Source organism: Aureimonas sp. SA4125 (genome assembly GCF_019973775.1).
GTDB lineage: Bacteria > Pseudomonadota > Alphaproteobacteria > Rhizobiales > Rhizobiaceae > Plantimonas.
This window is the reverse complement of record NZ_AP025032.1, coordinates 4,158,145-4,171,226: the sequence shown is the minus strand read 5'-3', so window position 1 is coordinate 4,171,226 and position 13,082 is coordinate 4,158,145. Positions and strand designations below refer to the sequence as shown.

Annotated in this window: 13 protein-coding genes; 5 read left to right on the top strand and 8 right to left on the bottom strand. The window is 66.2% G+C overall.

Features of this window, described 5'->3' with window-relative positions; genetic code table 11:
• Positions 1-85 precede the first annotated feature (85 nt).
• The 3 genes from Sa4125_RS19775 (at position 86) to Sa4125_RS19765 (ending at position 2,200) form a co-directional block, all read left to right on the top strand.
• Positions 86-976 carry a DMT family transporter gene (locus tag Sa4125_RS19775; protein ID WP_224000851.1) on the top strand — a complete coding sequence of 297 codons (891 nt, stop codon included), beginning with the start codon at positions 86-88 and terminating at the stop codon, positions 974-976.
• Positions 977-1,098: 122 nt separating this feature from the next.
• Positions 1,099-1,833, top strand: a complete 735-nt coding sequence (locus Sa4125_RS19770; RefSeq protein WP_224000849.1) for a hypothetical protein — start codon at positions 1,099-1,101, stop codon at positions 1,831-1,833.
• A 1-nt stretch (position 1,834) separates the two neighbouring features.
• The gene (locus tag Sa4125_RS19765) at positions 1,835-2,200 is read left to right on the top strand and encodes a hypothetical protein (protein ID WP_224000839.1); all 366 of its coding nucleotides are present in this window, start codon (positions 1,835-1,837) and stop codon (positions 2,198-2,200) included.
• A gap of 407 nt (positions 2,201-2,607) precedes the next feature.
• Here Sa4125_RS19765 and Sa4125_RS19760 read toward each other — a convergent pair whose 3' ends face one another.
• The 8 genes from Sa4125_RS19760 to ltnD form a co-directional block, all read right to left on the bottom strand.
• On the bottom strand, positions 2,608-3,453 hold the full coding sequence (locus Sa4125_RS19760; RefSeq protein WP_224008057.1) for a carbohydrate ABC transporter permease: 846 nt from the start codon (positions 3,451-3,453) through the stop codon (positions 2,608-2,610).
• Positions 3,454-3,514: 61 nt separating this feature from the next.
• On the bottom strand, positions 3,515-4,366 hold the full coding sequence (locus tag Sa4125_RS19755; RefSeq protein WP_224008054.1) for a sugar ABC transporter permease: 852 nt from the start codon (positions 4,364-4,366) through the stop codon (positions 3,515-3,517).
• 370 nt (positions 4,367-4,736) lie between these two features.
• On the bottom strand, positions 4,737-6,056 hold the full coding sequence (locus Sa4125_RS19750; RefSeq protein ID WP_224000837.1) for an ABC transporter substrate-binding protein: 1,320 nt from the start codon (positions 6,054-6,056) through the stop codon (positions 4,737-4,739).
• Positions 6,057-6,234: 178 nt separating this feature from the next.
• Entirely contained in the window at positions 6,235-7,299 is a 1,065-nt protein-coding gene (gene ugpC, locus Sa4125_RS19745) for a sn-glycerol-3-phosphate ABC transporter ATP-binding protein UgpC (RefSeq protein ID WP_224000835.1), read from the bottom strand.
• Positions 7,300-7,407: 108 nt separating this feature from the next.
• Positions 7,408-8,172: an SDR family oxidoreductase gene (locus tag Sa4125_RS19740; RefSeq protein WP_224000833.1), complete on the bottom strand. Its 765-nt coding sequence runs from the start codon at positions 8,170-8,172 to the stop codon at positions 7,408-7,410.
• A gap of 11 nt (positions 8,173-8,183) precedes the next feature.
• A complete protein-coding gene (gene otnK / locus Sa4125_RS19735; protein WP_224000831.1) occupies positions 8,184-9,443 on the bottom strand; it encodes a 3-oxo-tetronate kinase in 1,260 nt (419 codons plus the stop codon).
• A complete protein-coding gene (gene otnI, locus Sa4125_RS19730; protein WP_224000829.1) occupies positions 9,440-10,231 on the bottom strand; it encodes a 2-oxo-tetronate isomerase in 792 nt (263 codons plus the stop codon). Before otnI ends, otnK begins: the two co-directional genes overlap by 4 nt.
• On the bottom strand, positions 10,231-11,172 hold the full coding sequence (gene ltnD / locus Sa4125_RS19725) for an L-threonate dehydrogenase (RefSeq protein WP_224000827.1): 942 nt from the start codon (positions 11,170-11,172) through the stop codon (positions 10,231-10,233). Before ltnD ends, otnI begins: the two co-directional genes overlap by 1 nt.
• A gap of 225 nt (positions 11,173-11,397) precedes the next feature.
• On the opposite strand from ltnD, the gene Sa4125_RS19720 reads away from it, so the two are divergent.
• Both Sa4125_RS19720 and otnC read left to right on the top strand, forming a co-directional pair.
• Entirely contained in the window at positions 11,398-12,420 is a 1,023-nt protein-coding gene (locus Sa4125_RS19720; protein WP_224000825.1) for a LacI family DNA-binding transcriptional regulator, read from the top strand.
• A 14-nt stretch (positions 12,421-12,434) separates the two neighbouring features.
• Positions 12,435-13,079 (top strand): 3-oxo-tetronate 4-phosphate decarboxylase, encoded by a 645-nt coding sequence (gene otnC, locus Sa4125_RS19715; protein WP_224000823.1) that lies wholly within the window; start codon positions 12,435-12,437, stop codon positions 13,077-13,079.
• Positions 13,080-13,082 lie beyond the last annotated feature (3 nt).

The window sequence follows — 13,082 nt, the reverse complement described above, 5'->3', positions numbered from 1 at the left end:
GGCTGTCGCCCTCGCGAGGGCGGCGCGATAAGGTCGTAAGCCTACAGGCCGACTCGCCCTTTCGACCCCATCAGGCAGATCCCCCGTGAACAGCAGCAATCTTCTGGCCGGCATTCTCATGACGGTCCTTGCCGGCGTCGTCTTCTCCACCATGGACACCATCGGCAAGCAACTGACCACCGTCCTGCCGGTGCTGGAGATCGTCTGGGGCCGCTACTTCTTCCAGACGCTTTTGATGACGGGCTATCTCTACCGCACCAGCGGCACGCGCTTTCTGAAGACGAAGCGGCCGGTACTGCAGTTCGTCCGCGGCGGCATGCTGCTCGCGGCGACGCTGCTCATGTATTTCGGGCTGGTGCACGTGCCGCTCGCCGACGCGACGTCGGTGATGTTCTTCTCGCCGATCATCATCACCATCCTGTCGGTGATTTTCCTGAAGGAGAAAGTCGGCATCCACCGCATCGCGGCGGTGGTCGCGGGCTTCTGCGGGGTGATGTTGATCGTCCGGCCGGGCGCCTCCGGCACCGACCCCTATCTGCTGCTGCCGCTCGCCGCGGCCCTCGTCAACGCACTCTACATGCTTCTGACGCGCCAGCTCGCCGGCAGCGACGAGGCGCCGGCGACGCAGTTCAACACCACCGCGGTCGGCACGGTGATCCTCACCTTCCTCGTCATCCCGGTCTGGGTGACGCCGTCGCTGCCGACCTTCGGGCTGATGGTGCTGATCGGCTTCGTCGGCTCGATCGGCCATTTCAGCCTCGTCAGCGCCTTCCGCCACGCCCCCGCCTCGTTGCTGTCGCCCTTCCTCTACAGCCAGGTGCTGGCGTCCACGGCGCTGAGCGTCCTGTATTTCGGCGATCATTTGCGCCTGACGACGGTGCTCGGCACGGCGGTGCTGATCGGCAGCGGGCTGTACATCTGGTGGCGGGAGAATCGGAAGGCGCGGGTGAAGGCGGGTCTGACGGGAGACCTGTGACACTCCGCTACTCAGCCAAGCGTCGAAGGTCCCTGGTCGATATATAGGAAAATAATCCGTAAAACTTATCCGCGTCAGTCTGGCCTCGCCGTATCCTCTTGGGGTGGGAAGCGGAGGACAGCATGCGGACAGGACACTTTCTGGATACGCTGCCAAGCCTGGTCGCTCTGCACGAACGTGTCGCCAGCCTGCGTTTATCGCTGGTGTCGCGAAAGCTCGTCCGCGCTCTAAAGTACGGCTACAATCCAAGCCAACTGCGCCTCCCCAAGGGTCAGACCGGCGGCGGGCAGTGGACAGAGGAGCTCGTGCGGATCGCCCAGTCCGGTCGAGCGCCAAGTGGCTCGGGCCCGCGGCGGACGGGTGGCGGCAACCGCGTCACTCAGCCGACGCCGGCCGAGGCCGCAGAACTCGCCGCAAGCCGGCTGATGCTCGACCTTGCCTTGCGCCGCGTCCGCGCAGTTGATCCGGCCTGGAAACCCACTCCAAGCTTGACGGAGACCATTCGAGGCGAAATTCTCTCCAATGCTGCGCAGGCCCGGGAGGCCGAGGCGCGGTTCTACGATTTGCAGCGCAACGGCATTGGGCCTGGCCGCTTTGCAGGCGAATCCATTCCGGCGCGCAGCCCAAGTCGGAGCTATACAAAGCGTGAGGTCGAGGAAATTAATCGGATCGGTCGCGAAACCGGATGCCACACCTGCGGATCAAAAGATTCAGGCTTGGCAAGCCGCAACTTCTTCAAGGATCATCAATTGCCCACCCGATGGAGGAGTCCAGTCGGATCTCAGCGGCTGTTCCCTCAGTGCCAAAACTGCAATGGGCGTCAGGGGAGTGCTGTTCGGTCGAAGAAGGAGAAGTGAGATGACACGGAGAACGCTGGATCTAGAAAACGGCATGCTGTTTATCCACGACGCTGGAAAAACGACGATCCCGGAATACCGTGATGCCGCGTTCAGTTTCAACGAGTGGGGCGTCAGCATCAGAGCTAAGCATGAACAGGAAGGCCGCTGCCGCGTGACCTTGGGTCTCCTCGGCGAGGTTGCCCTGGCGCTCCGGCCCGACCTCAACCATGCCATCCGCACCGCGAACCGCCGGGTGACGATCACCCTCGTGGCGGGGGAACCGGTCATGACCCTGCCGGTCAGCAGCGATCGGACCCGGCTCTCGATCTGGCTCAATGATCCGAACGAGGCCGACGAGATCGTTATCGGCGCCGAGCCAGGTTGAAGCGAAGGTCGATGCAGAATTGCAGGTGAGAGGATGGCTTCCAGTTACCGACCGATCTGCACGAGCGGTCGGTTTCAGGCGGGCAGTGCGCCTATCAGCGTGGGACGGTGCCGTATAACGGTGGTGAGGCTTGATGGTGCCTCGGTTGCAATCTTGTCACTTCGTGCCACCCGCCGCATCGTCTTCCCGGCCTTGAGCCGGAATCCATGCCTCTGCGTTTCCGCTTCGGTCCGGATCAGGACGGTGGGAATGTCCACCGTTACCCCACTTGTTCGACGGTTTGGCATGGATCCCGGCTCAAGGCCGGGATGACGAAGCTCGGGCGCATTGCGCAAGATTGCCTGCCCTCCGTGCGATCCCGTCGCGACAGGGAGCGGCCCCGTCACGGCGCGACTACCGTCTCCCGCCTACTCCTTCACCGCGCCCGTCATCGACGACACGTAATAATCGACGAAGAACGAGTACAAAATCACCACCGGCAGCGAGCCGAGCAGCGCGCCGGCCATCAGCGAGCCCCATTCGTAGACGTCGCCGCGCACGAGCTCCGTCAGGACGCCGACGGGGAGCGTCTTGTTCTCGGAGGACTGGATGAAGGTGAGGGCGTAGATGAACTCGTTCCAGGCCAGCGTGAAGGCGAAGATGCCGGCGGAGATCAGGCCGGGGACGGCAAGCGGGAGGATGACTTTCGTCAGGATCTGCCAGCGCGTCGCGCCGTCGACGAGGGCGCTTTCCTCGAGCTCGAAGGGGATCGAGCGGAAATAGCCCATCAGCAGCCAGGTGCAGAACGGGATGAGGAAGGTCGGATAGGTCAGGATCAGCGCCAGCTTGGAATCGAAGATGCCGACCTGGAAGACGATAAAGGCGAGCGGGATGAAGAGGATCGAGGGCGGGATCAGGTAGGCGAGGAAGACGAGGAGGCCGGCGACGCGGGCGCCGGTGAAGCGCACGCGCTCGATCGAATAGGCGGCAAACACCGAGGCCGCGAGCGCGATCACCGTCGAGCAGACCGCGACCAGCGTCGTGTTCCACAGCCAGCCGGGATAGGAGGTCTCGAACAGGAGATACTTGATGTGGTCGAGCGTCGGCCTGACTACCCAGAACGGGCTGTATTCCGAGTAGTTCGTCAGCTGGTCGTTCGGCTTCACCGCGGTGATCGCCATCCAGTAGAACGGGAACAACAGGACGAAGCAGAACATCGCCAGCGGCAGGTAGATGACGAGGATGCGCCGCGGCAGCGTATTGTACTGCGACATGCCGACGACGTCGTCGGTGAGGTGGCCGGCTTCGGGTTGGGTCTGGCTCATTGTCTTTTCCTTAGTCCGATCCGCCCTGCTGCCACTTGCGGCGCTGCAGGCCGAAGAAGCTGAACAGGATCGCGGCGAGGAGGAACGGGATCATCGCGACGGCGATCGCGGCGCCCTCGCCGAGCTGGCCGCCGGAGATGCCGCGCTGGAAGGAGAGCGTGGCCATGAGATGCGTGGCGTTGACCGGGCCGCCCTTGGTGAGGACGTAGATCAGCTGGAAATCGGTGAAGGTGAAGAGCACCGAGAAGGTCATCACGACGGCGATGATCGGGGTGAGCAGCGGCAGCGTGACATTGCGGAAACGCTGCCAGGACGTCGCGCCGTCGAGCGCTGCCGCCTCGTGCAGGGAGGCCGGAATGGTCTGCAGGCCGGCGAGGAGCGAGATCGCGACGAAGGGAATGCCGCGCCAGACATTGGCGGCGATCACCGAGGCCCTCGCATTCGTCGGATCGCCGAGGAAGTTGATCGGTGCGTTGATCAGCCCGATCTCCATCAGGATCCAGGAGATGATCGAGAACTGCGCGTCGAACATCCACCAGAAGGCCAGCGCCGACAACACGGTCGGGACCACCCAGGGCAGGAGGATGATGGCGCGGAAGAAGGACTTGTAGGGCAGGTGCTCGTTGAGGATCAGCGCCAGCCAGAGGCCGAGCACGAATTTCAGCACCGAGGCGACGGTGGTGTAGAGAACGGTGTTGAACACCGAGAGCCAGAAGATCCGGTCGCCCATCAGGAACTGGTAGTTCTCGAGGCCGATGAAGATGCCGGGCCGGCCGATCTTGGCGTCGGTGAAACCGAGCCAGACGCCGAGGCCGAGCGGATAGGTCAGGAAGACCAGGAGGAAGAGCGCCGCCGGGAGCATGAACAGGAAACCGAGCCCGTTGCGACTTTGCGCCAGGCGTTCGAAGGCCGAGGCCTTCTGCGGCTCGGCCCGCTTGATCGTGGTGGTGGACATCGGTCTTGTTCCCTCTCCCGGAGGATTTACGGCTTGCACCGGTGGACGGCGCCGTCGCCTCGTATCGAAAGGAGGGATCACCCGTTGCGGCGTGCGCCCCCCTCTGGCCTGCCGGCCATCTCCCCCTCGAGGGGGGGAGATCAGTCCCGTCACCATGTCCGCAAAATTCCGGACCGCGTGCTTTTCAGATCAGCCGATCTCCTCCCTTGAGGGGGAGATGCCCGGCAGGGCAGAGGGGGGTGCCGAAGGGCACCATCCCTTTGCCCGCTGGAGACAGCTAGACCCGGTAGTACCGGTTGGCGCGGCGCTCGGCGTTGGTGATCGCATCCTCCGCCGAGGACTGGCCAGTCACGGCTTCGGCGAACATGTCGACGAGGACGTAGTCGGCCATGGTGCCGGCCGAGGCGGCACCGAGCGGGCCGGCATAGCCATTCGGACGCAGCGTCTCGGAGGCCCGCGCATAGGGCGCGTGGAACGGGTCGGCGGTCCAGACCGGATTGCTCTCGAAGGCCTTCAGTGGCTGGCAGCAATAGGCGCTGGCACCCTGGATCCAGGCGTTCATGTTGTCCGCCTCGTACATGAACTTGATGTAGGCCTTGGCCGCCTCCGGGAACTTGGTGTGGGCGAAGACCGAGAGGGTCGAGGTCTGGTGCAGCTCGACGCTCTCGCCGACCGGGCCGATCGGGAAGTTGACCGAGCGCATGTCGTCGAGGATCTCCTTCATCGCCGGATCCTTCTTGGCGGCGTAGTAGACCGAGACGCCATTGGCGGTCAGCGAGACCTGGCCGGCGAGGAAAGCGCGGTTGTTGTTCACGTCCTGCCAGCTCTCGGTGCCGGGGATGAAGGTCTTGTAGAGCTCGATCGCGTAGTTGACGGCGGCGAGCGTCTCCGGGCTGTTGATCGTGACGGCACCTGATTCATCGACCATCTTGCCGCCATGGCTCCACAACAGCCAATGGGCGTAGTTGTTGCCGTCGCCGACGGCCTTGCCGTGCGGGAATCCAGCCGGGGTGCCCTTGGCCTGGAGGGCTTTGCAGAGCTCGAGGAAGCCGGCGGTGTCCTTCGGGAATTCCGAGAATCCGGCGGCCTTCATGTGGCTGTCGCGGTAGACGACGGCATTGCCGATGGCGCAGAGCGGCATCGCGATGAACTTGCCGTCACGCTTGGCATAGGCCTCGAGACCGGCATACCAGCCGCCATTCGCCTCGCCGAGATAGGTGCCGAGCTCGGTGAGGTCGACAAGCTTGTCGGGGTACTGCTGCGGATCGTCGAACCAGCTCATCACCATGTCGGGGCCGGAGCCGACATTGGCGGCGACGGCGGCCTTCGGGCGCACGTCCTCCCAGCTCTCCTTGTCGACGCGCACTTCGACGCCGGTCGCCTCCATGAACTTCTTGGTGTTGGCGAGCCAGGCTTCCTCTTCCGCCGGCACGAAGGGAGCCCAGCGCAGGAGGCGCAGGCTTGCGCCGGCTTCCGGTGTATAGGTCGGACCCGCCGCCTGCGCGAAGGCGCGGCCGACGCCGAACGGGCCGGTGAAGGCACCGGCGGCCAGAAGGCCTGCCGAGGTGGTCAGAAGTTTTCTGCGGTTGATGGACATGGCTGTCTCCTCCAAGGGTGCGGGACTGTTCTTGTTGTGTGCGGTCGGCTTCCCGGGATGCCGCCGCCATCTTGGGCCCTTTCGGACCGTAAACTCAGGCCAGAAGCCCCAGGCCAGAAGTCTAAGACCAGAGGCCTTAGACCAGAAGCCTCGGGCCAAAAGCCTCAGGCCGAAAGCCTCAGGCCGAGAGGCGCTCGCCGCTGGCCGCGTCGAAGAGGTGCACGGCCTTCGGGTCGATCGAGACCGGGATCTTCTCGCCCGGCCGCACGGTGACGCGCTCGCGGAAGACGCAGGTGACATCTGTTGCGCCGATGCGCCCGATGACCTGGCTTTCCGATCCCGTGGGCTCGATGACGATCACTTCCAGCATGACGTCGCCGCCGAGATGGATCGCCTCGGGGCGCGCGCCATAGACGAGCGCGCGGCCGAGGGCCTCGGGGCGCGAGCCGGAGACCGGAAGGACGACGCCGTCGCCGGTGATGAAGCGCGTGGCGTCGTTCGGATCGAGCTTGCCGGTCAGCATGTTCATGGACGGCGAGCCGATGAAGCCGGCGACGAAGAGGTTGTTCGGCCGGTCGTAGAGCTCGAGCGGCGCACCGATCTGCTCCACGCGGCCGTCCTGCATGACGACGATCTTGTCGGCCATGGTCATCGCCTCGATCTGGTCGTGGGTGACGTAGACCGTGGTGGTGGTCAGGCGCTGGTGGAGGTTCTTGATCTCGCTGCGCATGGAGACGCGCAGCTTGGCGTCGAGATTGGACAGGGGCTCGTCGAACAGGAAGACCTGCGGGTCGCGCACGATCGCCCGGCCCATGGCCACGCGCTGGCGCTGACCTCCGGAAAGCTGGCGCGGATAGCGGTCGAGATAGGCGGTGAGGCCGAGGATCTCTGCCGCCGGCCGAACGCGGGTATCGATCTCGGACTTCGGCGCGTTCTTCAGCTTCAGCGAGAAGGCCATGTTCTCGGCGACGGTCATATGCGGATAGAGCGCGTAGTTCTGGAACACCATCGCGATGTCCCGGTCCTTCGGCGGCAGATCGTTGACGACGCGGTCGCCGATCTTGATTTCGCCTGCGGTCACGTGCTCGAGGCCGGCCAGCATGCGCAGCAGCGTCGACTTTCCGCAGCCGGACGGGCCGACGAGGATGACGAACTCGCCGTCCTCGATCCGCACGTTCACGCCCTTGATGACGGGATGGGCCCCAAAATTCTTCTTGACGTCGATGATGTCGACCGAGGCCATGTCGTTCTCTCCCAAACTCTTTGTTGGCGCTGGGCGTTGTCCGCCTCTTCTCGCCGCTGCGCCCGGTCTTAGGGCGGGTGCTGTATCAGGCGCTGTGCGCCTAAGATGTTAGCCGCGGCCGACGAAGGGCATCTTCGTCGCCATGATCGTCATGGTCAGCACGTTCACGTCGAGGGGCAGGGAGGCCATCGACACCACGGCATCGGCGACATGCGCCGGATCCATCGTCGGCTCGGCCGCGGTCGAACCGTCGGCCTGCAGCGCGCCGGTGGAGATCACCGAGGTCATCTCGCTCGCCGCATTGCCGATGTCGATCTGGCCGCAGGCGATGTCGAAGGGCCGGCCGTCGAGCGCCGTCGCCTTGGTGAGTCCTGCGATGGCGTGCTTCGTCGCGGTATAAGGGGCCGAGTTCGGCCGGGGTGTCGTCGCCGAGATCGAGCCGTTGTTGATGATGCGCCCGCCGCGTGGCGTCTGCGTCTTGAAGAGCTTGAAAGCCTCCTGGGTGCAGAGGAAGGCACCGGTGAGGTTGGCGGCGACGATGGCGTTCCACTGGGCGAAGCTGACATCTTCCAGGGGGATCGCCGGCACGTTGCTGCCGGCGTTGTTGACGAGGAGGTCGAGCCGGCCGAAGCGGGCGCGGATCTCGTCGAACAAGAGCGCGACGGAAGCGGGATCGCCGATGTCGGCGGGGACCGCCACGACGCGGCCGTCATTGCCGCAGAGCTCGTCCACCGCGGCATCGAGGACCGCGGCGCGACGGCCGGTGATCACGAGGCGCCAGCCGGCCGCCAGAAGCGCCCGGGTCATCGCCTTGCCGACGCCGGTGCCGCCGCCGGTGACGAGGCCGATCCGGCCGTGGTTCGCGTTGCTCATCTGGTCCTCGCTCATGGCATCATGTTGAGAGCGTCACGGAAGAAATCCGGTCCGCCGAAATTGCCCGATTTCAGCGCCAGCCGCATGTCCGTTCCGCCGAGGCTGCGCAGCACCGGAACGCCGGGGGCGATTTCGGGTCCGAGCGCGAAGGCGGCGAGGCCGAGGCGATCGACGACCGCGCCCGACGTCTCGCCGCCGGCGACGACCAGCCGGCGCACGCCCAGCGCGACGAGGCCTGCGGCGATCTCGGCGAAGGCGGCTTCGATCGCGGTCCCGATACCGGCGCCGCCGTGCCGGGCCTGCAGTGCCGCCACCACGTCGGGCGCAGCGCTCGACGCGATGAGGACCGGGCCGTGCGCGAGATTTTCGCGCGCAAAGGCGAGGGCCTCGGCAACGGCGCCATTGCCCGTCACAAGCGCTTCGGCATCGAGCCGCAGCACGGGCATGCTGGCTTCCGCGGCCGCGATCTGCCGGAGAGTCGCGGCCGAGCAGCTTCCGGCAAGGCAGGCGGCAGGGCCCCCAAGCGCTGGAAAGGGTGCTGCGGCGGAAGACGGCGGACCATCGGCGAGCGCCCGGGCAAGGCCGAGGCCGAGGCCGGAGGCGCCGACCGACAGCCGCTGGCGCAAGGCCGCGCGGCCGAGGGTCTCGAGATCGGCATCGAACACCGCGTCGGCGATCGCCGCGCCGCAGCCTTCACGGGCGAGCGCGGCGAGGCGTTCGCCGACGGCGCCGTCACCCGCCGCGACAGCGTCGAGCGGAATCAGCCCGACGGGCTCTGCCGACTGCCGCGACAGCACGCGCCGCAGGTCGGAATCGCGCATCGGATTGAGCGGATGATCCTTCATCGGGCTTTCCGCCAGGGGCACCCCGGCGACGAAGAGGTTGCCCTGGTAGACGGTCCTTCCGGTCTCGGGGAAAGCCGGCGTCACCAGGACGATGGACTCGCCGGTGGCCTGTCGGAGCGCATCGGTCACCGGGCCGATATTGCCGGCATCGGTGGAATCGAAAGTCGAGCAGACCTTGAACAGGATGTGGCCGGCGCCGCGAGCCTCCAGCCAGCCATAGGCGGCGAGGGATTTCTCGACGGCGTCGGCCGCGGAAATGGACCGGCTCTTCAGCGCGACGACCACGGCATCGACGCCCGGAAGCTCGAGGCCGTCGGCGGGAACGCCGATCGTCTGCACGGTGCGCAGGCCATTGCGGGTCAGCGTGTTGGCCAGGTCCGACGCGCCGGTATAGTCGTCGGCAATGGCGCCGAGGCGAAGGGTCATGCCGCCCTCCCGCCCGCCGGACGCGCGCCATCGAACCAGCCGAGGCCGTCCGTCGTCGCACCGGCCGGCCGGTACTCGCAGCCGACGAAGCCGGCATAGCCAAGCCGGTCGAGCTCGGAAAAGAGGAAGACGTCGTTCAGTTCGCCCGTCATCGGTTCGTGCCGGCGGGGAACGCTCGCCACCTGGACATGGCCGATGATCGGCATCAGGTCGGCCATCGCGGTGGCGACGTCGCCGCGCATGATCTGGCGATGGTAGATGTCGAACTGCAGCTTCAGGTTCGGCCGTGCGAGTTCGGCGATCAGATCGGCGGTCCAGTTGAAATCGTCGAGGAAATAGCCGGGCATGTCGCGGCCGTTGATCGGTTCGAGAACGAGGTCGATGCCGGCCTCGGCGAGCCGGTCGGCGGCAAAGGAGACGGCGTCCCGGTAGGCGGCGACGGCTGCCGCGTTCTGGCGCGACCCGAGGCCCGCCATCATGTGCAGCCGCTTCACGACCGTGGCGCGGGCGTAGACGAGCGCCGTCTCGACGCCCGCGCGCAATTCGCCCGCGCGGTCGGGAAGGCAGGCGATTCCGCGTTCTCCGGCGGCGAAGTCGCCCGGCGGCAGGTTGAAGAGGGCCTGCGTCAGGCCGTGGGCGCCGAGTTTCTCGGCAACGGCCTCGGGCGGATGCTCATACGGAAACAGGAACTCGACCGCGTCGAAGCCGGCGCGCGCGGCCGCCCCGAAGCGATCGAGAAAAGCGACTTCGTTGAACATCATCGACAGGTTGGCGGCGAAGCGGGGCATCAGGCTGTGTGTCCGGGCAAGTTGACGCCGGCGAGCGCGGCATAGACGCGGGCGAGCGAGGCGTCGTCCTCGCGGCCCATGCCGGAGCCGGCCGCGGCGAGGAACATCTGGAGCGCGGCGGCCGATATCGGCACCGGAAACTTTGCCGTCCGCGCCATGTCCTGGACGATGCCGAGATCCTTGACGAAGATGTCGACCGCGCTCTTCGGGCGGTAGTCGCCATCGAGAATGTGCGGCACGCGGTCGCCGAACATCCAGGAATTGCCGGCCGAGGCGGTGATCACCTCGTAGACCTTGGCGAGATCCAGTCCCTGCTTGGCCGCAAAGGCGATCGCCTCGCAGGCGGCGGCGATGTGGACGCCGGCCAGCAGCTGGTTGATCATCTTGAAGGCGGCACCGGCTCCCGCATCGTCGCCGAGCTCGTAGACCTTCAGCGCGATCGCCTCGAGACAGGGGCGGGCGCGGTCGAAGGTGGCCGGACTGCCCGACGCCATGACCGTCAGCTCGCCCTTGGCCGCGCGCACGGGACCGCCGCTGATGGGCGCGTCGAGATAAAGGCGACCCGTCGACTCGAGCCGCGCGGCCAGGCGCCGGACCACGTCTGGATCCATCGTCGCCGATGAAATGAAGACCGCGCCTTCGGGCATCGCCGCGGCGACGCCGTTCTCGCCGAAGAGCAGCGCCTCGGTCTGGGCGGCATTGACGACGACGCTGAGCACGGCATCGGCACCCTCGACCGCCGCGGCAGCGGACGACGCTGCACGTCCGCCGTCGGCGGCAAAGGCTTCGAGAGCGGAAGGGGAGACATCGTAGCCGGCGACCTGGTGGCCGGCGCGCAAAAGCGACAGGGCCATGCCGAGGCCCATTGATCCCAGGCCGATCACGGCAATGCTCTGCGGGGTCGCCGGGGCGCTGGTCATCATCGTCTCCTCCCGAGACACCCAACTATCCCAGGCCGTGAGGCGGCTCTTGTCGGGCGTCGAAGCTTTGCTGCAGAAATCTGGCGCGACGCTATCCGACCTTGCCCGCACTGCCAACCGAAAAGTGGCAGCGCTGCCATTTTAGGGCGGACGCTGCCGTCAGACTGTGCAACATGGTCTCGGGCACGGGTTTTCAAATCTTCAACACGCCGTCGGCGCCGCCGACGCAGCAGAAGCGGTGACGCCTTGCCGTCGATCATCCAGAAACGTCGGTCTGCGAAGCCGGGAACGTCCTCGACGCTCAGCGACGTCGCCCGGCTTGCCGGTGTCAGCGAAAGCACGGTGTCGCGGGTCCTGCGCCAAAAAGGCTTCTCGTCGCTCAAGGTGCGCCAGCGGGTACGCGAGGCGGTGGAGCATCTCGGCTATGTTCCGAACCGCGTCGCCGGGACGCTGGCCTCGTCCGGCTCCAACCTGGTCGGTGTCGTCATCCCCTCGCTCAGCAATATCGTCTTTCCCGATCTCCTCGGCGGCGCGAGCCTCGCTCTCGACCGGGCGGGCTTCCAGCCGGTGATCGGAGTCTCCGATTATGATCCCCTGCGCGAGGAGACGCTGGTCGCGGCCATGCTCGCCTGGCGCCCTGCCGGTCTAATCGTGGCCGGTCTCGACCACACCGCGCGGACAAAGGCGATGCTGCGCGGCGCGGGGGTGCGCGTCGCCGAACTTCTCGACATCGACGGCGAGGGTATCGACATCGTCGTCGGCTTCTCCAATCTTTCCGCCGGCCGCGCCAGCGCCGAGCTGTTCCTTGCCCGCGGCTACCGGCGAATCGGCTATGTCGGCCATTATCTCGGCCTCGATCACCGCGCCGCCCGCCGCCTTCGCGGCTTTACCGAGATCCTGACGCACTCCGGTCTGGCGCTTCGGGCGAGCGAGGTCATTGCCGAACCCTCGTCGATCGGCGCCGGCAAGGAGGCTCTGGCGCGTCTGCTTGCCGCCGCCCCCGATCTCGACGCGGTCTACTTTTCCAACGACGACATGGCGGTGGGCGGACTGTTCCATTGTCTGCAGCAGGGCATCGAGATCCCGTCGAGACTGGCGATCATGGGCTATAACGGTCTCGACATCGCCCGCCTCGCGCCACAGCCGCTGGCGACGATCCTGACGCCGCGGCGACGGGTGGGCCAGCTCGGTGCCGAACTTTTGTTTGCCGGGGGACCAAAACAGGTGGTCGATCTCGGCTTCGAACTGATCGAAGGGGCGACCGTGTGACGGGGAGCGTTGAGATGCAGGACTTAAGCGAAACGGAACTGCGCGCGGCGATCGTGCGTCAGGGGGCCCTCCTGTACGAGCGAAGGCTCGCGCACGGTACCGCAGGCAATCTGTCGGTGCGGCTCAAGGACGGCGCGATCCTCGTCACGCCGACCAACTCGTCCCTCGGCTTTCTTGATCCCCAACGCATCTCGAAGGTGTCGCCGGAGGGGGACCTGCTTTCTGGCGATCCGCCGTCGAAGGAGGCGTTCTTTCATCGTGCCGTCTATGCGGCCCGGCCGACGGCGCGGGCGATCGTGCACCTCCATTCCACCCATTCGGTGGCGATCTCGTGCCTCTGCCACGCCGATCCGTCGAATGTCATGCCACCGCTGACGGCCTATCACGTCATGAAGGTCGGCCGGCTCCCGCTGGTCGGCTATTTCAGGCCGGGTGACCGGCGCCTCGCCGCTGCCGTCGGCGATGCGGCCCGCGACCATCATGCGATGCTGCTTGCCAATCACGGCCCGATCATCGCCGGACGGTCGCTGGAGGAAGCGGTGCAGATCATGGAGGAGCTGGAGGAAACGGCGAAGCTGTACTTCCTCATCGGCGATCGGCCGGCATCGCCGCTGAGCTGCGAGGCCGTGGAGGAACTCGCCGCGGCCTTTCCAAGCTGAAAG

Excerpts from the sequence above, each read along its gene's own strand:
- ugpC (WP_224000835.1), bottom strand. The coding sequence starts at position 7,299 with ATGGCCTCGGTCGACATCATCGACGTCAAGAAGAATTTTGGGGCCCAT.
- Sa4125_RS19755 (WP_224008054.1), bottom strand. The coding sequence starts at position 4,366 with ATGCTCCCGGCGGCGCTCTTCCTCCTGGTCTTCCTGACCTATCCGCTC.
- Sa4125_RS19740 (WP_224000833.1), bottom strand. The coding sequence starts at position 8,172 with ATGAGCAACGCGAACCACGGCCGGATCGGCCTCGTCACCGGCGGCGGC.
- Sa4125_RS19750 (WP_224000837.1), bottom strand. The coding sequence starts at position 6,056 with ATGTCCATCAACCGCAGAAAACTTCTGACCACCTCGGCAGGCCTTCTG.
- otnK (WP_224000831.1), bottom strand. The coding sequence starts at position 9,443 with ATGACCCTTCGCCTCGGCGCCATTGCCGACGACTATACCGGCGCGTCG.
- Sa4125_RS19760 (WP_224008057.1), bottom strand. The coding sequence starts at position 3,453 with ATGTCGCAGTACAATACGCTGCCGCGGCGCATCCTCGTCATCTACCTG.
- Sa4125_RS19765 (WP_224000839.1), top strand. The coding sequence starts at position 1,835 with ATGACACGGAGAACGCTGGATCTAGAAAACGGCATGCTGTTTATCCAC.
- otnI (WP_224000829.1), bottom strand. The coding sequence starts at position 10,231 with ATGCCCCGCTTCGCCGCCAACCTGTCGATGATGTTCAACGAAGTCGCT.
- otnC (WP_224000823.1), top strand. The coding sequence starts at position 12,435 with ATGCAGGACTTAAGCGAAACGGAACTGCGCGCGGCGATCGTGCGTCAG.
- Sa4125_RS19770 (WP_224000849.1), top strand. The coding sequence starts at position 1,099 with ATGCGGACAGGACACTTTCTGGATACGCTGCCAAGCCTGGTCGCTCTG.